The sequence below is a fragment of the Acinetobacter sp. 40AMC3-4 genome, from assembly GCF_049898185.1.
Taxonomy (GTDB): Bacteria; Pseudomonadota; Gammaproteobacteria; order Pseudomonadales; family Moraxellaceae; genus Acinetobacter.
On record NZ_JAFCXG010000018.1, the window covers coordinates 1 to 24,680 of the forward strand.

Consider the following 24,680-nt stretch of genomic DNA (forward strand, 5'->3'; position numbering starts at 1 on the left):
TCCGACAGACTAGGCCAGCATCATTGGTCTCTTCAAATAATTTAACCCATACGAGTCTTTGTTGAATTTCTCTGTTCATAGACACCAATTATATTGAAATGATGTCTATGAATCACACATCTAAAATACATAATACACCTTATACGAAATGCGTTATGATTCCGCTTATAAATCAATCCTGTAGTTCCTAGTTTATAGCCCATCTTCCCCAAGGTGGGCTTTTTTTATGTTTTTCCATGTTTCACGCTTAGTAAGTGAGCAATGTTTCACGGCTTTAATAAGCCCAAGTGAACAATCAAATCAGCCATACGGCTTAAAGAATCGGCTCCAAAAGCCTCTTTTTTCCGGTTCAGGCTCTACGTGTTCAGGAATAGGAATTCGCTTATTCTCGATTACCCAGTTTAGTGTCGCAAGTTGTACATCTGTTAAACCTTACCAATCTGCTTTTAAATATTCAATAACCTCTGTTTTGTATAAGCCATTCACCGTTTCAGCCAAAGCATTATCGTATGAATCACCGGTCGTACCGACTGATGCTCGTAAATTTGCTGCCTCTAAACGATGACATTATTGTCAAAATGCAGGGTATTGGTGGCTCCCCTCAGGGGCATAATTTGTTGAAGCCTAGGTTACTACTAAAAAATTAAAAAATATTAAAAAATAGGAGCTTATAGCTCCCATTTTTTGTTAGCTTTCTAAGTCCCTATGTTAATTTGAAGAATACTTCATCATAACGTCCGAATACAGCTATATTTTTTTGATTTCTACAATATCACTTGATTCAATTAGCGATTGGATATTACCAAATAAACTTTGAATATAATCAGACGCTATATGGATATCTAAATCCTCCCTGCTACGCCATTCTTCTAAGAAGAAATATCTACTTGAGTCATTTTCGCTAATATAAAGCTCATATTTCAAGCATCCTTCTTCTTGAAGCGTAGGCTCTATTACACTTTTTAAAAGCGCTTCTAACGTTTCTTTTTGATCTGATTTTGCCTTAAAGTTCGCAATTACTGAAATAGTCATTATTTCACCTTTAATTTGTTTTAGAAGTTTTCTAGTACAATTTTGCCTTTTGATTTACCTGATTCAAGCAACTTATGCGCCTTCTCCAAGTTTGCAGCGTTAATATTGCCTAGATTTTGGTTGAGCGTACTTCTAATTTTTTGCTGGTCAACTAATTGGGCAACCTGTTGCAACAGTTCACCTTGCTTTTCAATATCATCGGTTTCATACATTGAACGAGTAAACATCAACTCCCAATGGATAGAAATAGATTTAGTCTTAAACGGCATAATATCAAATGTTTGTGGATCATCGATCAATCCAAGCTTGCCTTGTGGTACAATCAGAGAAACTATTTGCTTGATATATGTTTCTGTATGATTTGTAGAGAATACGTATTTTGGTTTTGCAATGCCTAGTGTCTCGATTTGTGCATTTAAATCTTTGCTATGATCAATGACATGGTCGGCACCAAGTGATTCCACCCAAGATTTCGTTTCTTCACGTGAAGCTGTTGCTATAACGGTCAGATTTGTTTTTGCTTTTAGGAGTTGGATAGCGATTGATCCTACACCACCTGCACCACCAATAATTAAAATACTGCCAACTTCTGTTTCTGAAATTTGAAACCGATCAAACAGCATTTCCCATGCCGTTATTGCAGTTAATGGCAATGCTGCTGCTTCTGCATTAGATACTGTAATTGGTTTAAGACTGATAATTCGTTCATCGACTGCTTGAAACTCAGCATTACTACCATCTCGGGTTAAATCGCCAGCATACCAAACAGAATCTCCTACTTTAAACGAGGTAACTTTTGAGCCAACTTCAATAATTTCCCCAACGGCATCCCAACCTAAAATACGATTATTTGCTTCAGACGAATTTTTTCTCACTTTGGTATCAACTGGATTCACAGAGATTGCCTGAACTTTTACCAGTACATCACGCTCCTTAAGCGTAGGCTTCGCTTTTTCAATATCTACCAATGAATTTTTAAAATCATCATGGTTATTGATAACATACGATACGGCTTTCATAGATTTGTCCTTAACTTTAAAAATATAGTAAAAATGGGAGCGAGGTGCTCCCATTTTTTGTTATTCAATAATTAAAACTCTTGGCTCGTTGGGCGTAAAACAATTTCATTAATATCTACATCCGCAGGCTGTTCAATTGCATAAGCAATTGCTCGAGCGACTGAGTCAGCTGGTATGGCTTGTTTGTAGAAATCAGTAACAAACTCTGAACTTTCTTTATGAGAAGAACCGAATTTTAGTTCTGACTCAATTGCACCAGGCTCAATAGTAGTCGTTCTAATTGTTCCCCCAACTTCATGACGAAGTCCTTCAGAGATGGCTCTTACAGCAAACTTAGTACCGCTATAAACAGTACCTCCTGGACTAAATACTTTTATCCCTGCAACAGATGCGAGATTAATAAAGTGTCCAAAGTTTTGTTTTTGGAAAACAGGTAGGGTAGCTGCTATACCATAAAGAACACCTTTGATATTAATGTCGATCATACGATCCCATTCATCAACTTTTAGCTCACTTAATGGTGCAATAGACATTAATCCAGCATTGTTTACCAATACATCGATTTGACCAAATACGCTTAATGCCTTTTCAATAAGTGCTTGTACTTCATGTGGTTTGGTTATATCCATACCAATAAATTCAGCTTGACCACCTTCAGCACGAATGTCGTGAACAATAGCCTGTAATTTTTCAGTACGTCTAGCACCAAGTACAACCTTTGCACCTTTTTTAGCAAGTAAGCGAGCAGTAGCTTCACCTAAACCACTACTTGCACCAGTGATAACAATAACTTTATTTTCTATATTATTCATACAAGTAACCTTCAACCTATCTGTCAATCATATTTGATGGATTAAGTATTACAGCCTTGTTAGGTATAATAAATGAATAATATTATCTTTCAGAATTCCTATTTACGGAATAATTACCATAACACAGGATTGGACATGCAGAACAAATTGGAAATGATGCGTATCTTTTGTGTCGCAGCAGAGTCTCGAAATTTTAAAGAGGCAGCAACTCAGCTGGGTATTTCCCCGCAGGTAGTGACACGGGCAATAAAAGAGCTAGAAGAGCAGCGCGGAGAGATTCTGTTCTACAGGAGTACTCGACAAATTAAAATTACCGCTGATGGTGAGCGTCTGGCAAAGCAAGCACGTTTTGCGGTGGGATCGATCGATGCTTTGTTTGTAAAAGACACCAAGGAAAAACGAGATGAAATGCGTGGGACTGTCCGTCTTACTGTGTCGTCTGTGTTAGGGCGTAAATTGGTAGTACCTGCACTAGCAGAATTTGCCACACGTTATCCAGATATTGTCGTGGATTGTGTGCTCACAGATTCACACTCGGATGTGATCGATGAGCGGATAGATATCGGGATCAGATTTGGATTTTTGCCGGACAATCGATATGTGGCAAGGGAATTGGCTAAAGTGAACTTTTATTCTGTGGGTACGCCAGAGTTAATTGATAAGGTCGGAATGCCTAAAAAAATTATTGACCTTGATAAATACCCTCTAACAGCACTATTCGATCATAAAACAGGGCGCTACTGGCCATGGACATTCACCGAAAGTCGAAGCTTCACGCCATCAAAGCCTCGTTTTATTACAGATGATCTAGAAGCTGAATTTCAAGCTATTCTCGCTGGAGTTGGATTCGGACACATGCCTGGATTTCTAGTTTTGCCGTGGCTTAGGAGTGGTAAGCTCATTCAGATACTTCATGAGGAAACCTCTCCCGTTTGGCGCCTGTATTTATATCGTCCACAGCGGGGCCCGACACCTTTGCGAATCCGAGCATTGTTTGATTACTTAGCGGAAGTGTTGGGCCATATAGAAACCTGAATCAGATGGAACTAACCTTTTTTCTAGAAAGTAGAAATCAGATAAGACCATCATGTATTTAGAGTAATTACAATTTTTCCTATTTGCTGATTTGATTCAAGATAGCGCTGAGCGTCATGCATGTCCTCAAAGTTAAAGCAACAGTCGATCACTGGACGAAGATATCCTGCACCTATACTGCTAAGAATAAATCGTCTGGCTTGCTCCCTTAGAACAGGATCATGGAGAACCTCAAGGAACAAAAAACCTCGCATGGTTAAGCTCTTGCGTAATGCAACTTTAAGGGGAAATGGTGTGATCTCCGGGCTAAGTGCACCATGCATAACCATAGTTCCTCCCACAGACATCGCTTTTGCAATCTGTTCAATATGTGGCCCTCCTACAGCATCGAAGGCGACATCAAGATATTCTCCACCCAAACGTGAAACAAGCGCCTCATACAAATCTGGTTCATCTTCACTGGCTATAACATTTTTAACACCGAGATCCAGTAAACGTTGCTTTTTCTCTATCGTCTGTGTACTTGCAATGACCTTAGCTCCCGCTGCTTCAGCTATCTGTATCGCAGCTAGTCCTACGCTACTTGAAGCTGCTGTGATCAAGATCGTTTTTCCTTTCGAAACTCCACCAGCATGGATTACACCACCCCAAGCCGTCAAATACTGCATCCAGATTGAAGAAGCTTCTTCCCAGCTTAAACTATCGGGTTTGTGAACTAAAAAAGTTTCTGGAATCAGGAGCTTGTCCGCATATGTCCCATATTTGGCTAGATTGTCAGTCGGAAGAATCGATACTGCATCTCCTGGAGAAAATTGGCGTACACCTTCACCTATCGCAAGAACTATGCCTGCTCCCTCATATCCCAGACGAGAAGGAAATACTGCCTTTTGAATATAAGTACCACGCCGAAACATTACATCAGCCCGGTTGAGTCCGATCGTTTTCATCTGGATTAGAACTTCTCCTGCGGCTGGTAAAGCAACAGGAAGTGTTTCTAATGTCAGAACGTCTGTATCTCCAATACTATTGAAGCGCCAAGTCTTGGCCTGAAGTGCGTTAAATGACATCAATCACGACCTTAATATTGGCAGAGCGATCTTGAACAGCATCATGAGCCTCAATCGCTTGGTCTAGAGTAAAATGACGAGGATCAACAATAGGACGCAGTTTACCTTCCTCAACAAGACGAGTCGCGATCTTAAGGATATCACCATGATGAGCACGGCGATTGCCTGTTAACATCGGCATTAGGACGAATACGCCAGACAGTGTGGCACAACGTAGAGATGAACTCGCTAAATTATGATTACCAAATGCAGCACAGCTGGTAATGTGGCCATAGTGAGTTGTCATGGAAAGTGAAGCTTCGAGTACTGGACCACCCACAGTGTCGTAAACAATGTTAAAACCTTGACCCTCAGGGCTTGCAGCAATAATGTCATCGGAAGATGCTGTTGTGTAATCGAGAGGTGTTGCACCGAGTTCTGAAATCAGTGATTGATCAGCTGTACGACCAGTCGCCCAAACATTTGCATCAAGTGCTTTTGCAAGCTGAACCACCATATAACCAACGCCACCAGCACCACCCTGAACCAGGACAGTTTGCCTTGGTTGGACCTTCGCATTATCCACTAAACCTTCCCAAGCGGTGAGGAACGTCAATGGTAGTACTGCTGCCTCGCGCATAGAGATATTGCGTGGCTTTAATGCGATCAGATCAGCATCTGCTACAACATATTCTGCTAAAGATCCTTGAAGACCACGAACGCCACCTATCAGACCGTAAACTTCATCTCCGACGTTGAAGTGGGTGACACCTTCACCAACAGCAGTTACAACCCCAGCCATATCTGTTCCCAACACGGCAGGAAGCTCTGGCATAGCATATGGTGCTTCACCAAGACGAATTTTATAATCAATAGGGTTTACACCACTAGCATGAATACGTACTAGAACTTGCCCAGCCTCTGGTTGAGGTATAGGGAGTTCTACACGTTTAAATTCATGATCACCAAAATTTTCTAGGATAAGAGCATTCATCATCTTATTCATAGTTATTCCTTATTCTTAACTGGGGGATGATGTGCACAGTATCAAAGTAAAATAATCCAATAAATGATATTTATAGGATTTAATAATTCCTAAATAATGAATAATAAATATCATTCGCTCACTAAAAATATTCTAGTACAGTCTGTAAAGGCAATTTAATCTAAACTGTCGGTAGTATTTTCAAGGCTTGAAACGTTCAAAATATCTACAAAGTGGCTAAAATTTGAAACATAATTCTAAAAGGTCACAGCATTACAAAGAACATGAGCCAAAATAAAAAATGGGAGCTAAAAGCCCCATTTTTTTGTGACTTTCGCATAAGCTCTATGATGTTAATTTAAAAAAAACTAAAAACAGGGATAGAAAATTTTCGCTAAAGATCTTTTTAATTTTCGATTTATAAAAAATATTGCTTTTTTTATACTATGGGGTACTATAGTATAAATGCTAGCAAATAAGGAGGTCTGATGCCTAATCAGGTTGAAGACAAAAAAAAGATTCTTCTACGCGTCAGAAGGATCAAAGGTCAGACGCAAGCGATTGAAAAAGCGTTAGAAGACAATGTGGAATGTGGTGCAATTCTGCAACAAATATGCTCTGTGCGTGGTGCTATTAATGGTTTAATGAATGAAATGCTGGAGGTTCATTTAAAGGACACTTTAGTATCAGGTGAAACCACAGAACAACAACGAAAAGAAGAATTGGCTGAAATCGCCAAGATTCTAAAATCATATTTAAAATAGATCTGTATAAGGAATTATTCCATGAAGTCACGTGCTGCTGTTGCGTTTGGTCCTGGTCAACCTCTTCAAATTGTTGAAGTTGATGTTGCACCACCGAAGAAAGGTGAAGTATTAATTAAGATCTCCCATACCGGTGTGTGTCATACAGACGCATTTACTTTATCTGGCGATGATCCTGAAGGTGTTTTTCCCGCTATTCTCGGGCATGAAGGTGCTGGTGTTGTAGTTGAGGTTGGTGAAGGCGTGACTAGCGTCAAACCAGGTGATCATGTTATTCCACTTTACACTGCTGAATGTGGCGAGTGCGTATTCTGTAAATCTGGAAAATCGAACTTGTGTATTTCCGTTCGCGAAACTCAAGGTAGAGGCGTAATGCCAGATGGTACCACTCGTTTTTCCTACAATGGTCAACCGATTTACCACTATATGGGCTGCTCAACGTTCAGTGAATACACTGTAGTGGCAGAAGTATCATTGGCTAAAATCAATCCTGAAGCCAATCACGAACATGTCTGCTTACTGGGTTGTGGGGTAACAACGGGTATCGGTGCAGTACATAACACGGCTAAAGTACAAGAAGGTGATAGTGTTGCGGTCTTTGGTTTAGGTGGTATTGGTTTGGCAGTCGTACAAGCCGCACGTCAAGCTAAAGCAGGGCGTATTATTGTGGTTGACATGAATCCAGATAAATTTGCGCTGGCAAAAGAGTTTGGTGCAACGGACTTCTTGAACCCTAAAGATTACGATAAACCAATCCAGCAAGTCATTGTCGAAATGACTGGCTGGGGTGTAGATCATTCATTTGAGTGTATTGGTAACGTGAATGTGATGCGTGCAGCCCTTGAAAGTGCACACCGTGGCTGGGGACAATCCGTAATTATTGGTGTAGCTGGCGCAGGTCAAGAAATCTCTACCCGTCCATTCCAACTGGTTACTGGTCGTAGATGGTTAGGTTCTGCCTTTGGTGGGGTAAAAGGTCGTACGCAACTTCCAGGAATGGTTGAAGATGCCATGAAAGGTAAAATTCAATTAGAACCATTTGTGACACACACCATGGGCTTGGATCAGATCAATGAAGCCTTTGATCTAATGCATGAAGGTAAGTCAATTCGTACTGTAATTCATTACGAATAATTCCGTTAGACCTTATACTTTTCCATGCATGTGAATCATGATTGACATGCATGGAATCCTCTAAAACGGCACATCATCTGTAAAACAGATCTATCTATGTATCCATCATGTATAGGTTCAACAAACCTGCCTACATTTTAAATCTTTATCAGTATTCTCTGTGGAGAATGTCAGACTCTTTGTTTATTCGATTTCTCATGAAGTCTTGCTCAACATAGGTAATTGATTATGGAAATAATTGAGAAACATGCTTCTTTTGGTGGATCGCAAGAAGTGTATCGCCATCAGTCAATAGCATTAAACTGTTCAATGAAATTCTCAATATATCTGCCACCTCATGACAAAGATGAGAAGTTGCCAGTTTTATATTGGTTATCAGGACTGACTTGCAACGAACAGAACTTTATTACTAAAGCCGGAGCACAAAAGTATGCGGCTGAACATAAAGTCATTATTGTTGCACCAGATACCAGCCCACGTGGAGAGGATGTACCAGATCATGCAGATTATGATTTAGGCCAAGGCGCAGGATTCTATGTGAATGCAACACAAGCACCCTGGTCACAGCATTTCAAAATGTATGATTATATTGTGGAAGAGCTCAGAAATCTGATTGACCTGAATTTTCCGACCAACCAAGTCCAAAGCATTATGGGGCATAGCATGGGTGGTCATGGTGCATTAGTCATTGGGTTAAAAAACCCTGAGCTGTATAAAAGTATTTCTGCTTTTGCACCAATTGTTGCACCTAGCCAAGTACCTTGGGGGAAAAAGGCTTTTACACACTACCTAGGTGAAACCGAAACTTTATGGAAAAGCTATGATGCGATTGAATTAATCAAAAACGATGAAGTTCATTTACCTATTTTAGTCGATCAGGGAACAGCTGATGATTTTCTTGAAGAACAGTTAAGACCTAAGCTTCTTAGTGATATTTGTTTGGAACAAGAATATCCTCTTACACTTAACCTAAGAGAAGGGTATGACCATAGCTATTACTTCATTGCGAGCTTTATAGAGAAACATATAGAGTTTCACAGCAAATTCCTAGCTAAATAACTTTCATAGATATGAAGATGTGCATGTTGTTCTTGAATGCTTCTTGAGCAATATAACTTCCAGATGAAGAGGTCAGCTTATAAATCTAAGGTAGAGTCAATTGATCCTTATATAACTAAGATTGAATTTAATCATCTCATATCTTGATTTTTTGATTCAAATGTTAATGACATTAACTTGAATAAATTCATAGCATTATGTCGAAATAAAAACCTAAATTTTGGCTCAGCTATGGGATGTTTTTTAACTTTTATACAACAAAACTTTCTAACATGCATACATTAGCAATGACAGAATCAGTTTGAATTCTAATCAATTGTGGAGTTTTAGTCATGCTTAAAACAGCTTTATATGTCCGTCTTGAAGCTAAACCGGGTAAAGAAGACGAAGTGGAAGCTTTCCTTAAAGCCGGTTTACCTATTGTAATGGAAGAACCTGCGACAGTTGCGTGGTTTGGCTTACGTCTTGGACCTACAACATTTGGTATTTTTGATGCATTTCCTGATGAGGCGGGTCGCCAAGCACATTTATCTGGCAAGGTTGCAGCTGCGTTGATGGCTCAGGCCGAAGAGCTATTTTCAGAGCCACCGTCTATTGAAAAAGTAGATGTTTTGGCGAGTAAACTACCAGCTTAAACCGACGCTTAAATGTATAAATGTGCTGCCTGAAATTTTGAATGAAAGGCAGCACTTCAACCCTGTGAGGTTTGTCAGAGGCTTTTTATTCAAGTTGGGCTACTTCATTTAATGGCTTAATCTCATCATTTACATGGGTCAATATCCAAAACAGGGTAAATAAACGAATGCAGCTATGTACATGCTTTATATTGAACCAATCTATCTAATTTACTGTCGCATTTGTACATCTGCTAAACCGTGCCAATCTGCTTTTAAAATATTTAATCATCGTTATTTTGTATGAGTCATTCACTGTTTTAGCCAATGCGTTCACGACCATGTCAGTAGTCATACATGTTGATACCTTCCATACAACAATCGCTCGTGAAAATACATCAATAATAAAAGTGTTATAGAACAAGCCTGAATGTGTTTAACCATCACTAAAGTCGCCAAGCTGAAATAATTTTTATAAAAATAGACGACTGGTCTATTTTTATGTATAGTTAGCACATGGTGCAGTCAAAAGCCGCAGTGTTGTCCAATTTTTTTAAAGTTTATTTGATGAATAACGGTGGTTTTTCAAATCAATTAGTTGATCATCCTAGGATAAAAATATGCTGAATTTTAACTTTTATAATCCGACCCGCATTATTTTTGGTGGCGATACAATAGCTAAAATCAATGACTATGTGCCTACAGAAGCAAAAGTATTAATGTTGTTTGGTGGTGAAAGTGCACGTAAGAATGGTACTTTAGCTGAAGTGCGTGAAGCATTAGGTGCAAGAGAAATTCATGAATTTGGCGGAATTGAGCCGAATCCGAGTTACGAAACCCTCATGAAAGCTGTAGAGCTGATTCGAGAACAAAAGATTGATTTCTTAATGGCTGTCGGTGGTGGATCGGTAATTGATGGTACTAAATTTATTGCAGCAGCAGTCAATTATACAGGGGATACATGGGAGATTTTAGAAACCCATGGTACTAAAATTACTCAAGCTTTGCCTTTTGCGAGTGTACTCACCCTTCCGGCAACTGGTTCAGAAATGAATAGCGGTGGGGTAGTCACCAGAAAATCGACCCAAGCCAAATTGTCATTTAGCAGCCCCTATGTTTTTCCGCAATTTTCCGTACTGGATCCGAATAAAACTTTTAGCTTGCCGACGCGCCAGTTAGCAAATGGCGTGGTTGATGCATTTATTCATGTCATGGAACAGTACTTAACTTACCCTGTGAATGCACAAGTACAAGATCGTTTTGCCGAAGGTCTATTGCAAACTTTGATTGAGATTGGACCGAAAATCTTGGAAGATTCAGCAGATTATGACACGCGTGCAAATTTGATGTGGGCTGCTAGCATGGCACTGAATGGGCTAATTGGAGCTGGTGTACCACAAGATTGGTCAACCCATTTGATTGGACATGAGCTCACGGCTTTATATGGTATTGATCATGCTCGTACCTTGGCCATTGTGTTGCCCGCCAATCTACAAGTGCGTCGTCAAGAGAAACGAGAAAAATTACTACAGTATGCAGCCCGTGTCTGGCAGATTGTCGAAGGTGATGAAGAACAACGTATTGATACTGCTATTGCTCGTACTCGAGCCTTCTTTGAGCAACTTGGATTGCCGACTCGTCTTAGCGATTATGGACTGGGGGAGACAGATATTGAGATCATCATTACGCAACTTAAATCACATAATCTTACACAGCTAGGCGAACATAAAAATGTTTCATTAGAGATCAGTCGCCAAATTCTCGAGACGAGCATCTAAGCTAAATGCGCGTATCTGGCATGCTCACGCCACACAGCAAGTGATCATGCAACAATGCTCCTCAATCCTGAAAATTATCAGAGAAATAACATGAAAATTTTACTCGTTTTAACTTCACATGATCAACTTGGCAATACTGGTAAGAAAACAGGTTTCTGGCTAGAAGAACTTGCTGCACCCTATTACACCTTTATTGACTCTGGTGCTGAAGTTACGCTGGCGTCGCCTCAAGGTGGGCAGCCACCACTAGATCCGAAAAGTAATTTAGCCGATGCTCAAACTGAAACCACTCATCGTTTTGAAGCAGATCCAACTGCAATGCAAGCATTGGCACAGACGCATAAACTTAGCGAAATTTCTGTAGCTGATTATGATGCAGTGTTTTATCCAGGCGGGCATGGCCCATTGTGGGATTTAGCAGAAGATCCGATTTCAATTTCTCTGATTGAACAGGCGATTCAGTCTGGCAAACCTGTTGCAGCAGTGTGTCATGCCCCGGGTGTTCTTCGTCATGTGAAAGCGAGTAATGGAGCGCCCTTAGTTAGCGGTAAATTAGTGACTGGTTTCACCAATACTGAGGAGGCCGCTGTAGGTTTGACTGAAATTGTACCATTTTTAGTTGAAGACATGCTTAAAGAAAACGGTGGTCATTATTCTAAAGTAGATGATTGGCAAGTATATGTTCAAGTAGATGGCTTGCTGGTTACTGGACAAAATCCAGCCTCTTCTGCTGCAACTGCCTCAGCATTACTTCAATTGTTGAAATAAAGAGTAGCTAGTGTCTGTTGTGGTGCTTAGCAGTGAATAAAACTTCTGACTCTGAGCAACTGGCGCAATAAGCAAAATAACCCTCATTTAATGGTGAAGGGCCTGAGTGAATAGCTTTCCTTCCTTTATTTTTCTATATACAGGAAGGATGGGTATTTAATTTAGATCAATTAAGTCATGACGACTTGGATACAGTGAAATGAAAGACAGTAAACTTTTTCAAAATTTAAGCTTAGGCCCTTATGCGTTGCAAAACCGTATTGTATTGCCACCATTAACGCGGTCGCGTAGTACTCAGCCAGGGAATATTCCAAATGAACTGATGGCAACCTATTATCAACAGCGTGCCGGGGCAGGATTTATGGTCACCGAAGGTACGCAAATCGAGCCACGTGGTCAAGGCTATGCTTGGACTCCCGGTATTTACAGCCCTGAACAGATTGCTGGATGGCGTAAAATGACGGAAGCAGTGCATGCTAAAGGAGGCATTATTTTTGCACAACTTTGGCATGTTGGGCGTGTTTCACATACATCTTTGCAACCCGATCATGCATCACCGGTCGCGCCTTCGGCTATTAAGGCTGATAGTAATGTTAAAGTCTTTATTGAGACCGGGCCCAATGCAGGTGCCTTGGCTGATCCTTCAATGCCACGTGCTTTAAGCAATGCAGAAGTTAAAGAATTAGTGCAACTCTATGCTCAAGCAGCACGCAATGCCTTGGCTGCTGGTTTTGATGGGGTTGAAATTCATTGTGCAAATGGTTATTTGGTGAATCAATTTATCTCTGCACATAGTAACCACCGTGAAGATGAATATGGTGGATCACTAAACAATCGTTTGCGTTTTTTACGTGAAGTAGTAGAGGCAGTTGCTGAGGTGGTTGGTGCAGATCGTTTAGGAGTGCGTTTTGCCCCGCTATTTGAAAGTACAGAGGAAGATCGTGTTTACATAGGGTTGGTTGAAGATGATCCACATGTGACTTATATTGAGGCCATAAAAATACTTGAAGAAGTTGGGATTGCCTATTTATCGATTGCAGAAGCTGATTGGGATAATGCACCAGAACTTCCTCATGATTTTCGTAAAGATGTCAGAGACACTTTCAGTGGTCGGATTATTTATGCAGGTCGATATACGGCAGAAAGAGGGACTCGAATTTTAGAGGCAGGGCTGGCCGATTTAATTGCATTTGGACGCCCATTTATTGCGAATCCAGATTTACCCGATCGCATCGCCAATGGTTGGCCATTGAATGCAGTAGATGCAAGTACTATGTATGGTGGGACGGAAAAAGGCTATATTGATTATCCAGCTTACGCAGATTAATCTCGACTAAGTGAGTTATTTTGCCAACCTTTGTGGTTGGCAAAATAAGAACTTAGGATTGCTGTTGCCAGCATAACTTCTTCTTAAAACAAATTCTTAAAATTTTTTAGCTGTGTAATGAGCCAACCTGCCAGTGGGAAAGAAATTAGTTGCGTTACTGGCACTAATACTATGACTTCAATCAACACCATCATCGGGAAACTTTGATGCTCAGTAATTGGCTTTAATAAAGTGAGTACCAGTAATAGTGTGGGATATAAGCCTAAATAACCAACTAAAATACGAGTCATGAGGGCTTTAGAAGGAGAATTCATTGTGCGCTATACTCATGGATTGTAAATTGATCTAATAGCAACACAATAATAGGTAATCATTGGACTGCTATCATGAATTATTAATTATGTAGTTGATATTTAATTTTTATGAATCTTCACTTTTTAATAGAAATTTAGTTGCTCTCAGAGCTTGATGTAATGGTGTTTTATCTTTTTGCAACTTACTCAGTAATGCTGCACCTAACCACATTTGGTAAAGTACTTGTGCCAAAGTAGAGGCCTCGGTATCTGCTTGGATAGACTGATCCTGTTTTCCCAAATCAATTAAACCAGCAATACGTTGGATTACATCATCAACGCCAGCGGACATAATCGAGCGCATATCTTCAGATAGATCGGCAACTTCTGCGGCAAGTTTCACAATTAAACAGCTATCCGCCCAACCACACTGTGTTTCAGGATCTTCTATCCATAAATTAAAATACTCAATCAGCTTTTGATAAGGGGATTTATCACAACGCCATACATCATTTAAACGGACTTGGTAATTGTCTACATAATGCTGTACCAATTCACATCCGAAAGCTTCCTTAGATTGGAAATAATGATAAAACGAGCCTTTAGGGATTTCACAGCTCTGTAAAATTTCCTGTAATCCTACGCCAGTAAAACCTTTATGCAAAATCAGGTCTGAACTGGTGTTAAGAATGTGTAAGCGCTTCGCTTCAGACTTTTTAATAGGAGTAGGCTTCATATTAATTATTTACTCTATTGTAAAAAATAGACCAGTCGTATTGTTTTTTATTATAACTCATCTACAATGGATGTAAAGAAATTTTAATCACAGTTTTTGATTGTGAAGAAAAATACTTTTAAATAAAACATGGAGTTATATGTGTGAAAACAGTTATTAATCAACGCATCGTTTTAGCTAAACGGCCAGTGGGTGAGCCAAAACACAGCGATTTTCGTATTGAACAAGTTGAGCTCAATGAACTTAAACAAGGCGAGATATTGTTAAAAACCATTTACTTGTCACTCGATCCTTATATGCGTGGTCGCATGAGCGATGCTCCTTCATATGCAGCACCGGTTGAAATTGGCGAAGTGATGGTCGGTGGAACAGTCAGTCAAGTGGTGGCCTCTAAAAACCCAAAATTCAAAGAAGGCGAGTGGGTTCTTTCCGGAAATGGCTGGCAGGGCTACGCAATTTCTAATGGGTCTGCCTGTCAAAGCTTAGGTATGCAACCTGAACATCCATCTTGGGCATTGGGTATTTTGGGAATGCCAGGATTTACTGCTTATATGGGGTTGTTGGACATTGGTCAGCCTAAAGCCGGTGAAACATTAGTCGTTGCAGCTGCAACGGGACCTGTTGGTGCTACGGTTGGACAAATTGGCAAACTTAAAGGTTGTCGCGTGGTTGGCGTCGCAGGTGGGCCTGAAAAATGCCGTTATGCAGTAGAAGAACTCGGCTTCGATGCTTGTATCAATCATCATGATGAAAATTTTGCAGAACAATTACAACAAGCAGCTCCCAACGGTATTGATATTTATTATGAGAATGTCGGGGGTAAAGTGTTTGATGCGGTATGGCCATTGCTTAACTCTGCGGCACGTGTACCGGTGTGTGGTGTGGTTTCCCAGTATAACGCTACCGAGCAAGCACAAGGGCCAGACCGTTTACCGGGCTTTATTTCCACCCTTTTAAAAAAGCGTATTCGCATGCAAGGCTTTATTATTTTTGATGATTATGGCAGTCAGTATCCGGAATTCTATCAGCAAATGTCTGAATGGTTGAAAGACGGAAAAATCAAATATAAAGAGCATATGGTGCAAGGTTTAGATAACACGATCAATGCTTTCAATGGTATGTTGAAAGGCGAAAACTTTGGCAAAGTGGTTGTAAAAATTTAAAAAAATAGGAATTATCATGATCACACTACATCATTTAGATCAATCACGTTCTTTTCGTATTTTGTGGTTACTTGAAGAAATCAAGCAGCCCTATGAGCTGAAACGCTATTATCGTGACTCAAGCACGCATTTGGCCCCTGACTCTTTAAAAACCATTCACCCTTTAGGGAAATCTCCAGTATTAGAATGGGATGGCAAAGTTATTGCAGAGTCAGGCGCAATCGTTGAGTTATTAATTCAGAAACTTGCGCCGCATTTAGCACCAGATATGGATGAATCTACCTATGTCGATTATCTACAGTGGATTCATTTCTCAGAAAGCTCTGCCATGCTGCCATTTTTGTTAAAAACGTTTAATACGATAGAAACCAAGCAGGGCACGAAGTTGGTATTTCTAGAAAATTATACTCAAGTTGAGTTCGATAAAGTATTTGGCCATTTAAATGAATATTTAAAAGATAAAGAATTTCTAGTGGCAGACCGTTTAACCGGTGCTGACTTCATGATGGGCTTTGGACTACATGCTTTAGTTTATCATATGGGACAAGGTGAAAATTATCCCCATATCCAACGTTACGTAGCAGGTTTAAGCCAACTACCTAGCTGGCAAGCCGCAGTACAAATTGAACAAAATGGTGTGAAAAGTCAAAAATAGCAAGATTGTTTTTTTAAGGCAATTGAGAAAAAGAATCATGATTGACAAGTACATCTGGTTATAAAATAAGCTGACACTTATTTAAAGTAAACGCCTAATGAATTTCATCGGGCGTTCTCTATTTTAAAGATAAGGAATTACCATTATTTAAGATAAGTTTCGCCTATTCTTTCACTGCAAATTCCTATCAAAAGGGCTTGAATATCACGACGGTTACGTTGAAAGATATAATCAACTTTTGAAAGAAAAGTGACAAACGCACAGCAAGATTAAATTATTCCTCGGGGTATTAAACAAGTAATCTATATCATTTTACTAACATAAACACATCTGCGTAAAAATCACGCCCCGCTTAACTGGCAATAGTTTTTGAACCCTTGTATAAAAGCTTAAAAGAATCTAGCAAGTCTTTAGACTTCTTGCGTTAGTCAGAATTTAAACAGCATAAAGCTACATTTAATAAGGTTTTAGCCAATTCAAAAATTAGGTAAAACGATACTTTCGCAAGAGGTCTTTTATTTAATGTTAATACTCATCCAGTATTGAGGTTTTTTATCTTTTCTTGCCTGTGATCTAGGTTGTAATACTCTAATTTCATACTCACCTGAAGCAGGTAAAATATAAATACCATTATTATCAAGCTCTGGAGAATATTCTCCAAGATTGCAATATCAATATGCTTTTGTCTTCTACAAAGCGTACTGTACGAATATCACTGATATTCGGGGCTGCTCAGCCGCAAAGTTTAATCAGACTTTGCATAAAGCCAGTGACCATACGTAAAGACAGACGGAATAAGGATTTAATCATTAAGCAGCATTGGATGGCTGCGTCGGAGTAGGTTTGATTTTGCCCTTGTTTGCCTTTTGATGGGGCATACCATTGCGTAGCTGGATCAAACCAAATGGCAATATTTCCGCGATGAATGCGTGCTCGGTTATATGCGAACCAATTGGTTGTGCGGTAAATTTTATGTGTATGCTTCTTCATTTGAAAATTATATTGCTGAAAAAGTCCTTAAGAACAGCTTTGCGCAACAAAGCCGTTCGAGATTGTTATGATCTTTTTTTGACGGAGAACAAATTTTCCCTGATCAAGCAAATAACTTTAAAATTTTCTTAGTGAGCAAGATGGCCAATACTTATTAGAAGAAAAATCTTTTGTTTATGATGCTGAAAATGATCAATTTCTAGAATCGGATATACAGGCATTTTATTCCCTTTCGTCTGCAATTCTAGACTAGCAAGACCCGTCTTTTAAAGGCAGTTTTCCTATGTAATAACATGATAAATCAGAATTAGGATTGTAAATTTTTCACCCACCAAATTTTTTGTGCTAGCTGTTATAATGCGCCAAATTGCTGCCAAGTCTCATCATTATGTAAAGAGTCATAATAATTTTGCAGTTCTACTAAATCATAATATTGAATATAAGCTAATAGCAATAGGCCGAGGATCAGTCCAACTTTAAGACAACTAAGTCTATTTGGCTTTCTATATAAATTATCTATTCCAAAGGCAGTTAAAATTAAAGCAGGAACCAATACAATTGTTTTTAAATGGTTTAGAAAGTGAATTCCATGTGTATACAATAACCCAATAATAAGCAAAACTATCCCTAAACTGGTGTAAATACGGTCATGGAGAGAAGTGCGTAACGCGAAATTACATTGAAAAGCTAAAATAAAAGTTGCAAATAAATAAAAACCAGTTCCACCAATAATGAACGTATAAATTGCATTGAATAGGCAATAAGCCAACAACACTGATAGTACGAAAGAATAGAGTTTGGTATAGAGAATATGTGAAAAGGGGAAAATCTGTTTCATAATTTGCTCTATTGAAAACTCACATCATATTAAAAGAAGATTTGAAGCTTAACATGCTATTCACTTTTTGCCACTGTGGCATGTTTTTTTAGTGTTGGAGATGGCTTGAATAAATGTCGCGTACGAGTAAAGCTTAGACCACAGATTATTAAACACAGCGTCCCTCCAATAAGTACTGCTGGCACCACAGAAAAATAGCGCGTCATCAGGCTCATGTGTAGGGCACCGAGCTGATTGCCTGAAGTGACTAATATGCCATTTAAAGCCGCTACACGCCCTAATAGTGCTTTTGGGGGGAGTTGCTGTAATAAAGTTTGTCGAATGACCATGCTGATGCTATCAAAGGCACCGATTAAAACAAGGAAGAAGACTGAGAGCCAAACATGGGAGGATAGTGCAAAGGCTAAAGTACACAAAGCAATTGCAAAACTACTATAGAGCATATTTCTCCATGCATTTTGCATCGGAGAATAACAGGTCAACATCAACATCATGATACAGGCGCCAATAGCTGGTGCAGCTCTGAGTATACCTAAGCCTTCAACACCAAGATGCAGGATATCGTGTGCAAAAATAGGCAGTAAGATAATGACACTACAAAAAAGCATGGCGCTGAGATCCAGCAACATACTCCAAAACATTAGTGGATGTTTAAAAATAAACAAATAGGCTTCTTTCAAACTTTTGCTTAAATGCTGTTTATGGGGGCTAGGGAATTGACGAGGACTTAATCCGAATAAGCAGATGCTACCCACGCAACACAAGAAAAAAACAATAAAGAGGGTTTTTTCAAGCCCAAGTTGGCCGAGTAAAAGTCCTGCGCATAAAGGCGCTAAAATGCCGCCTATTTGCCAAATGAGCGCGGTCCATGTGGCTGCATTGCTATAGGCTGACTCGGGGGTTAGAAAAGGGCGTAATGAATTAAATGATGGGCTGTAGATGCCTCTAAGTATGCCTAAGCAAAAGATGAGGCTATAAATGCCGCATAAAAGTGTATTTTGTTGAATGTGCTGTTGTTGGTACTGAGAAAAAAGAACAATAAATAATAATGGAATTAAAGTGCTACAGCTAAAACTCCACTGCACAATTTTTTGTCGGTTATAGCGATCAGCCCAGTCGCCACTGATCAGGGAGAGGCAAATAAAGGGGAGTAACTCAATTAAGGCAATCATGCCAAGGCTGAGTGGATTTTGAGTGAGTTGATAGATACTATAAGCAATGACGACTTCTTGAATCATGATGGTTAGAATTAAGCACAACTGATTGACACTCAGAAGTGAAAAATCACGTGAATGAAAAGCCAAAAAAGCATCGGAATGGAAAAGCGACATAAACAGAATAGTTTCAAATATGAATTAAAAAAGGATGGCGCAAAGTCCATCCTTTTTAGGGTTTAAAGCAGATTACTGTGCTTTTGCTACCGCAATAGTTTCGTCATTTGCAGCTTTAGCCATAGGTGTATATTTCAAACCAAGGGTTGTGCTGGTGTATTGGCGAACTTGGTCAAGAAGCACAGGATTAGTGCTGAGTTCTTGTTGGTACGATTTTACAATTTCATGTAATTTCGGATTCCATTTACCTGCTACTTGCTGAGGGAATGCTTTTTCAAGCAAGCTCAACATAATATAAGGGGAAGTTGAAGCACCAGGAGACGCACCTAATAGGGCAGTCACAGCACCATCTTGTGATGCAAAAATCTCGGTACCAAATTGCAAGCTTGCAGGTTTGCCTGGTTCTTTCTTAATGATTTGAACACGTTGACCACCTTGATTCATGCGCCAGTCCTCTGGTTTTGCATCAGGATAGTATTTTTTCAACTCATTAAAACGGTCTTCATCGGTCATCATGACTTGGCTAACTAAGTATTTCACCAAATCAAGATTTTCCATACCCACAGCGGTCATTGGTAAAACGTTGTTCTTAGTAGTTGATTTCAATAAATCAAGCTGAGAACCTTGTTTTAAGAACTTGTTTGAATAAGTTGCAAATGGACCAAACAACACATATTTTTTACCGTCGATATAACGTGTATCAATATGTGGAACAGACATTGGCGGTGCGCCTAATTCAGCACGACCATAAACTTTTGCAGTATGGCCTTCAGTGACTTTTGGGTTGTCGGTCATTAAGAACACGCCACCTACAGGGAAGCCAGCATATTGCTTCGCTTCTGGTAAGCCTGTCATTTGTAAAAGTTTAACCGCTGCACCGCCTGCACCAATAAAGACAAAGCGCGTTTTCACATGATCTGTTTTTCCTGTAGTGAGGTTTTTAAATGCAACAGTCCACGTTTTATCATCGTTTTGGCTAATGCCAGTCACTTCAGTCGATGTTTGTAACTGGAAATTAGATTGTTTTTTAAGGTGATCGACCAATTGAGTGGTGATCGAACCATAGTTCACATCCGAACCTACATCCATGCGTGTTGCAGCTACTTTTTGTGCAGCATCACGGCCATTCATCACCAATGGTGCCCATTGTTTAATTTCAGCAGGATTCTCAGAGAATTTCATGCCATAAAACATTGGGTTTTTAACCATTGCAGCGTAACGTTTTTCTAGGAAATTCACGTTATCGCCCCAAACGAAGGCAATGTGCGGTACAGGGTTGATAAAGCTATTTGGTTGACCCAAAACGCCTTCTTTGACTTGATAAGACCAGAACTGTTTTGCAACTTCAAATTGTTCCGCAACGTTCACAGCTTTAGAAATGTCCATTTTTCCATCTTTTTCAGAGGTATAGTTCATTTCCATAAAGCCAGAGTGGCCTGTGCCAGCATTGTTGAAGCCGTTTGAGCTTTCTTGGGCAACGTTGTCTAGGCGTTCATACATACGAATTTGCCAGTTTGGCTCAAGTTCACTAAGATATGTGCCTAGGGTTGCACTCATGATGCCACCACCAACTAAGACTGCGTCAACGACAGGCTCATTGCTGGTGTTTTGAATTTTCTTAGACGCGATAGGTCTAAATAAAAAGATTAGTGCTGCAATAATAAGCAGAACGATGAATACCAATAGGTATTTTAAAAATTTGTTCATGCGATTATGACCATGGAGGGCAGGTTTGGATCGCTTTATAGCGAAGACAAGAATAACAATTATGGTGATAGGAACACTTGTAAAGAATTAGCTTAGAGAATTGAAGTAATACTCAAAATTACAAGTATACAAAGATTAACGTTCGAAGCTATCACACATTTTTGATTGATGGATATTTTAGACTAAATATGTATTGACTTAGTAATTTTTATTGTAAATGAACATAATTAAAATATAAATACCAATGATGTTTGTTCTTGTTTATTGGTTTTTATTTTAATTCAATATCTGGTTTAAAAAAAATCAGATGTTGAATATTTATACAAATACTCGGTAATTTATTAAAAAGAAGCTTATAACTTGTTTCAAGGTTACTTTCCAACGGCTTTATTGCACAAATATTTGAAAGGCAAAGCGCCCCTAATTGAGCCAAATTTAAGGCGTAACTTGGGTAAGTGGTCGACCTAATTCTGTAATTCTGTAATTCTGTAAATCTGTTAAGGACTGCTACACGAGCATGAACCTCATTGTGAACCGTACCGGGTTTGTTGGAGACCAACTTTCCTGAGATGAGAAGCATTGCTTCGCACGACGTAGCGAAGCGTAGTGTTCCGATGAAAAAAGTAAAATATACCCCTGAAATCAGAGATAGAGCGGTTCAATTATTGATTGACTACCAAGACGGTATCTCAGGTGAGTGACTTTACGTATATTCAAACAAATTCAGGCTGGGTCTATACCGCCTTTATTATTGATGTGTTCTCACGAGCAATTGTTGGATGGAAAGTATCAACACGTATGAATGCAGATATGGTGCTCGATGCACTGGAGCAAGCATTGCACGATTGGGGTATGCCAAGGAATGTGATTCATCATTCCCATAGAGGTGTTCAATACCTTTCCATTCGCTATACCAATCGTTTAGAAGCAGCAAATTTACGAGCATCAATCGGTACAACGGGGGACTCATACGATAATGCTTTGGCTGAAACAGTGAATGGCTTATACAAAACAGAGATGATTGAATATTTAAAAGCAGATTGGCAAAGTTTAGCAGATGTACAACTTGCGACATTAAATTGGGTAGATTGGTTCAATAAAAAGTATGTACACAGTGCACTGGGATATGTATCGCCTTTTGAGTTTGAGGCAATGTACTATGATAAGATTAACCCGTTAGGTCAGGTGGCCTAATTTAAATAAAAAAATCTCTGATAAATCCGGTACTGTTCAAAATGCGATTTATGGCTTTTTTATGTAAAAAAAAGTAATATTTGTCTTATTGTTAAATTATAACAATTAGTATAAATACACTTATGATTTACAGATGAAAAAGGTAGTTAAATGAAATATTTTTTAAGTTTAACCTTGTTAGTTTTAGCAATGACTGGGTGTACTTCGAGTCTAAAGACTGAAACTTTACAAAATAAGGCTACAAGCAATACTTCAGCTGATACGCAGGTCCTTAAATTTTCTGGTCCGAATGGTTTATTAATTTTTCTGAAATCATCGGATAACTTTGAAACTGCTTTAATGACTGATAACTCAGGCGTGGTATATCGTTTAAAGCAAACAGTTGTTGGTAGTGGTATTCGTTTAGCTAATAATAATGGAGTTTCAATTCACTTTAAACGTGGTGAAGGGGTTGTTGAATTTGTAAAAGACCAGCCAATCAGCATTACTGAAGTAAAATAATGAGGTTTAAACTTTAAGAGAACCCCACACCATAATCTGCATACCGAAAGTTAGACACTATTCCTTGAAATGTGGTCAAACATGATCAATGACTAATTCGCACTCTGTTAATGGGTGAATTCAAACATGAGGTGCGACAGTTTCAAAAGCCTTATGATAATCTGTGTGATTCATAGACATCACTTCAATATAATGGGTGTCTATGAACAGAGAAATTCAACAAAGACTCGTATGGGTTAAATTATTTGAAGAGACCAATAATACTGGCCTGGTTTGTCGGAGATGTGGCATTTCTAGACCAACTTTACGCAAGTGGTGGAAACGATATTCTGAACAAGGTATTGATGGATTAAGTAGTCATAGTAAATGTCCCTTAAAATCGCCAAATACTAAAATCAATGCTGAGCTAGAAGCTTTAATATTGAAAATGCGCTGCACGGAGTCTCGTTGTCCTTGGCGACTATCCATAAAGTACTATCCACCCATTAAGTCAAACCGATTAAAAAATTCCGTCGTAAAGTAGATTACATTTGTTATGAATGTCCATTACCAGGCGATAGAATTCAAATGGATACCTGTAAACTGGGTCCCTGGACTATATCAGTACACATCTATCGATGACTGCACACGATATCGCGTTTTAAGGATATATAAACGCCGAACAGCTGCGATACACTCGACCTTTTAACTGTGTAATTGAAGAAATGCCTTTTCCCATACAGCGAATACAGACCGATCGTGGACGAGAATTCTTTGCTGAAAAAGTACAGAAAAAATTGATGCAGCATGGAATCAAATTTAGGCCAAATAAACCAGGTTCACCTCATTTGAATGGCAAGGTAGAGCGTTCTCAAAAGACTGATAAATCTGAGTTCTACGCTACTGTCGATATTAATTCTGAAGATATCCAAGACAAGCTAGCCGAATGGCAGCATTACTATAACTGGATGAGACCACATTCAGCTTTGAAAGGTAAAACACCGATGGAAAGGTACTTTGAATTATGTGAAGAAACTCCTTTCTTAGATGAAGTCCAGAAGCAATACGACCCCTCAAATGAACGGATTCAACACGCCAATTACAAGATGGATTTAGAGATTGCTAAATTGAAACGATCTCTATGAATTACGTATCTATATCATTTTTACTAATATAAAAACATATGAATAAAAATCACGCCCCGTTTAACTGGCAATAGTTTTTGAACCCTGGTATAAAAGCTTAAAAAAATCTAGAAAGTCTTTATTTAATGTCAATACTCATCCAGTATTGAGGTTTTTTATCTTTTCTTGCCTGTGATCTAGGTTGTAATACTCTAATTTCATACTCACCTGAAGCAGGTAAAATATAAATACCATTATCATCAAGCTCTGGAGAATATTCTCCAAGATTGATGGAGTCTTTTAATTGATTACCCCATAAGTAAGCTTCAACATTTCCTCCAGTCAACTTCACTTTTAACTTTTGCCCTTTTTTAGCATAAAATTTGTAGGAATCATACTTGTATCCATCTATCCTTCCGTAATAATTTGCAGAGTAAGCTTTTTTAGCAAACTTAACTACAATAGTCTTTCGTATATCATTGTTATCATTTGCAAGTACGACAGGGCTAACTATAGTTAAAGTTAGGGCTACCAAAGCGCCAGCTAGTAATTTCGTATTCGCTATTTCCATAAGGTTACCCTAATTCTTGTATCGCTCCTGACATAATAATATAACTAATAAGTAACCATGAATCATAGAGCAGAAATGTGAATAGTCATAACATGGGGTTACACTTCAAATGCCAATTTAAGACTTGCAAAATTAATGGTTAATTAATTGGTTACTAAGGACTAGCCAATCTAAATATAAATTTTATTTAACAATTACTTATAGAAATATGTGATGCGTATGATA

At 38.9% G+C, this 24,680-nt stretch carries 22 protein-coding genes and 7 pseudogenes; 13 read left to right on the forward strand and 16 right to left on the reverse strand.

Annotated features, from left to right (window positions below; translation table 11 throughout):
* Positions 1-300: 300 nt before the first annotated feature.
* From ACP7BU_RS14310 to ACP7BU_RS14330, 5 genes and pseudogenes are all read right to left on the reverse strand, one after another.
* Positions 301-396, reverse strand: a pseudogene (locus ACP7BU_RS14310) (plasmid replication DNA-binding protein); the annotation flags it as partial.
* Between the two features lie 39 nt (positions 397-435).
* Positions 436-564, reverse strand: a pseudogene (locus ACP7BU_RS14315) (IS3 family transposase); the annotation flags it as partial.
* A 183-nt stretch (positions 565-747) separates the two neighbouring features.
* Positions 748-1,032: a putative quinol monooxygenase gene (locus ACP7BU_RS14320; protein WP_004647742.1), complete on the reverse strand. Its 285-nt coding sequence runs from the start codon at positions 1,030-1,032 to the stop codon at positions 748-750.
* 20 nt (positions 1,033-1,052) lie between these two features.
* Positions 1,053-2,051: a zinc-binding alcohol dehydrogenase family protein gene (locus ACP7BU_RS14325; protein ID WP_004647741.1), complete on the reverse strand. Its 999-nt coding sequence runs from the start codon at positions 2,049-2,051 to the stop codon at positions 1,053-1,055.
* A 71-nt stretch (positions 2,052-2,122) separates the two neighbouring features.
* Positions 2,123-2,863: an SDR family oxidoreductase gene (locus ACP7BU_RS14330; protein WP_312329280.1), complete on the reverse strand. Its 741-nt coding sequence runs from the start codon at positions 2,861-2,863 to the stop codon at positions 2,123-2,125.
* A gap of 135 nt (positions 2,864-2,998) precedes the next feature.
* Here ACP7BU_RS14330 and ACP7BU_RS14335 point away from each other — a divergent pair, with 135 nt between their 5' ends.
* Positions 2,999-3,898: a LysR family transcriptional regulator gene (locus ACP7BU_RS14335; RefSeq protein WP_088458585.1), complete on the forward strand. Its 900-nt coding sequence runs from the start codon at positions 2,999-3,001 to the stop codon at positions 3,896-3,898.
* A 50-nt stretch (positions 3,899-3,948) separates the two neighbouring features.
* Here ACP7BU_RS14335 and ACP7BU_RS14340 read toward each other — a convergent pair whose 3' ends face one another.
* Positions 3,949-4,965, reverse strand: a complete 1,017-nt coding sequence (locus ACP7BU_RS14340; RefSeq protein ID WP_425880156.1) for a zinc-dependent alcohol dehydrogenase family protein — start codon at positions 4,963-4,965, stop codon at positions 3,949-3,951.
* Positions 4,955-5,950 (reverse strand): zinc-dependent alcohol dehydrogenase family protein, encoded by a 996-nt coding sequence (locus ACP7BU_RS14345; protein WP_425880157.1) that lies wholly within the window; start codon positions 5,948-5,950, stop codon positions 4,955-4,957. The genes ACP7BU_RS14340 and ACP7BU_RS14345 overlap by 11 nt, the downstream gene beginning before the upstream one ends.
* Positions 5,951-6,417: 467 nt before the next feature.
* Between ACP7BU_RS14345 and ACP7BU_RS14350 the strand changes: the two genes are divergently transcribed.
* From ACP7BU_RS14350 to ACP7BU_RS14365, 4 genes are all read left to right on the forward strand, one after another.
* Complete coding sequence (locus ACP7BU_RS14350; protein WP_001133625.1) at positions 6,418-6,693, forward strand: metal/formaldehyde-sensitive transcriptional repressor; 276 nt, start codon at positions 6,418-6,420, stop codon at positions 6,691-6,693.
* A gap of 21 nt (positions 6,694-6,714) precedes the next feature.
* Positions 6,715-7,827, forward strand: coding sequence for an S-(hydroxymethyl)glutathione dehydrogenase/class III alcohol dehydrogenase (locus tag ACP7BU_RS14355; RefSeq protein ID WP_005105874.1), 1,113 nt, complete (start codon positions 6,715-6,717; stop codon positions 7,825-7,827).
* Positions 7,828-8,055: 228 nt separating this feature from the next.
* Complete coding sequence (fghA, locus tag ACP7BU_RS14360; protein WP_058952258.1) at positions 8,056-8,886, forward strand: S-formylglutathione hydrolase; 831 nt, start codon at positions 8,056-8,058, stop codon at positions 8,884-8,886.
* Positions 8,887-9,218: 332 nt separating this feature from the next.
* A complete protein-coding gene (locus ACP7BU_RS14365; RefSeq protein WP_000920558.1) occupies positions 9,219-9,521 on the forward strand; it encodes a putative quinol monooxygenase in 303 nt (100 codons plus the stop codon).
* Between the two features lie 85 nt (positions 9,522-9,606).
* Here the strand turns inward: ACP7BU_RS14365 and ACP7BU_RS14370 are convergent.
* Positions 9,607-9,936 (reverse strand): annotated as a pseudogene (locus ACP7BU_RS14370) (IS3 family transposase); the annotation flags it as partial.
* A gap of 184 nt (positions 9,937-10,120) precedes the next feature.
* Here ACP7BU_RS14370 and ACP7BU_RS14375 point away from each other — a divergent pair.
* The 3 genes from ACP7BU_RS14375 (at position 10,121) to ACP7BU_RS14385 (ending at position 13,373) form a co-directional block, all read left to right on the forward strand.
* The gene (locus ACP7BU_RS14375) at positions 10,121-11,278 is read left to right on the forward strand and encodes an iron-containing alcohol dehydrogenase (protein WP_114541422.1); all 1,158 of its coding nucleotides are present in this window, start codon (positions 10,121-10,123) and stop codon (positions 11,276-11,278) included.
* Between the two features lie 90 nt (positions 11,279-11,368).
* Entirely contained in the window at positions 11,369-12,046 is a 678-nt protein-coding gene (locus ACP7BU_RS14380) for a type 1 glutamine amidotransferase domain-containing protein (protein WP_114541423.1), read from the forward strand.
* 199 nt (positions 12,047-12,245) lie between these two features.
* Positions 12,246-13,373 carry an alkene reductase gene (locus tag ACP7BU_RS14385; protein ID WP_425880158.1) on the forward strand — a complete coding sequence of 376 codons (1,128 nt, stop codon included), beginning with the start codon at positions 12,246-12,248 and terminating at the stop codon, positions 13,371-13,373.
* A gap of 83 nt (positions 13,374-13,456) precedes the next feature.
* On the opposite strand, the gene ACP7BU_RS14390 is transcribed toward ACP7BU_RS14385, so the two are convergent.
* Together ACP7BU_RS14390 and ACP7BU_RS14395 are read right to left on the reverse strand one after the other, a co-directional pair.
* Positions 13,457-13,687, reverse strand: a complete 231-nt coding sequence (locus tag ACP7BU_RS14390; protein ID WP_004281837.1) for a hypothetical protein — start codon at positions 13,685-13,687, stop codon at positions 13,457-13,459.
* Positions 13,688-13,793: 106 nt separating this feature from the next.
* Positions 13,794-14,402 carry a TetR/AcrR family transcriptional regulator gene (locus ACP7BU_RS14395; RefSeq protein ID WP_004733176.1) on the reverse strand — a complete coding sequence of 203 codons (609 nt, stop codon included), beginning with the start codon at positions 14,400-14,402 and terminating at the stop codon, positions 13,794-13,796.
* A 143-nt stretch (positions 14,403-14,545) separates the two neighbouring features.
* Between ACP7BU_RS14395 and ACP7BU_RS14400 the strand changes: the two genes are divergently transcribed.
* Together ACP7BU_RS14400 and ACP7BU_RS14405 are read left to right on the forward strand one after the other, a co-directional pair.
* Positions 14,546-15,565, forward strand: coding sequence for an NADP-dependent oxidoreductase (locus ACP7BU_RS14400; protein WP_004733175.1), 1,020 nt, complete (start codon positions 14,546-14,548; stop codon positions 15,563-15,565).
* A 16-nt stretch (positions 15,566-15,581) separates the two neighbouring features.
* The gene (locus tag ACP7BU_RS14405; protein ID WP_004281825.1) at positions 15,582-16,220 is read left to right on the forward strand and encodes a glutathione S-transferase family protein; all 639 of its coding nucleotides are present in this window, start codon (positions 15,582-15,584) and stop codon (positions 16,218-16,220) included.
* A gap of 515 nt (positions 16,221-16,735) precedes the next feature.
* Here the strand turns inward: ACP7BU_RS14405 and ACP7BU_RS14410 are convergent.
* The 5 genes and pseudogenes from ACP7BU_RS14410 to mqo all read right to left on the reverse strand — a co-directional run.
* A pseudogene (locus tag ACP7BU_RS14410) lies at positions 16,736-16,885 on the reverse strand (PPC domain-containing protein); the annotation flags it as partial.
* Positions 16,882-17,210, reverse strand: a pseudogene (locus ACP7BU_RS14415) (transposase); the annotation flags it as partial. The pseudogenes ACP7BU_RS14415 and ACP7BU_RS14410, both read right to left, overlap by 4 nt.
* A gap of 352 nt (positions 17,211-17,562) precedes the next feature.
* On the reverse strand, positions 17,563-18,048 hold the full coding sequence (locus ACP7BU_RS14420; RefSeq protein WP_004733174.1) for a hypothetical protein: 486 nt from the start codon (positions 18,046-18,048) through the stop codon (positions 17,563-17,565).
* A gap of 56 nt (positions 18,049-18,104) precedes the next feature.
* On the reverse strand, positions 18,105-19,379 hold the full coding sequence (locus tag ACP7BU_RS14425; RefSeq protein ID WP_004733173.1) for an MFS transporter: 1,275 nt from the start codon (positions 19,377-19,379) through the stop codon (positions 18,105-18,107).
* Between the two features lie 72 nt (positions 19,380-19,451).
* On the reverse strand, positions 19,452-21,086 hold the full coding sequence (mqo, locus tag ACP7BU_RS14430) for a malate dehydrogenase (quinone) (protein WP_004733172.1): 1,635 nt from the start codon (positions 21,084-21,086) through the stop codon (positions 19,452-19,454).
* 693 nt (positions 21,087-21,779) lie between these two features.
* Between mqo and ACP7BU_RS14435 the strand changes: the two are divergent.
* The 3 genes and pseudogenes from ACP7BU_RS14435 to ACP7BU_RS14445 form a co-directional block, all read left to right on the forward strand.
* Positions 21,780-22,280, forward strand: a pseudogene (locus tag ACP7BU_RS14435) (IS3 family transposase); the annotation flags it as partial.
* Positions 22,281-22,430: 150 nt separating this feature from the next.
* Entirely contained in the window at positions 22,431-22,781 is a 351-nt protein-coding gene (locus ACP7BU_RS14440; protein WP_425880159.1) for a hypothetical protein, read from the forward strand.
* 202 nt (positions 22,782-22,983) lie between these two features.
* Positions 22,984-23,905 (forward strand): annotated as a pseudogene (locus ACP7BU_RS14445) (IS481 family transposase).
* A gap of 118 nt (positions 23,906-24,023) precedes the next feature.
* On the opposite strand, the gene ACP7BU_RS14450 reads toward ACP7BU_RS14445, so the two are convergent.
* Complete coding sequence (locus ACP7BU_RS14450; RefSeq protein ID WP_425880160.1) at positions 24,024-24,455, reverse strand: PPC domain-containing protein; 432 nt, start codon at positions 24,453-24,455, stop codon at positions 24,024-24,026.
* Between the last annotated feature and the right edge of the window lie 225 nt (positions 24,456-24,680).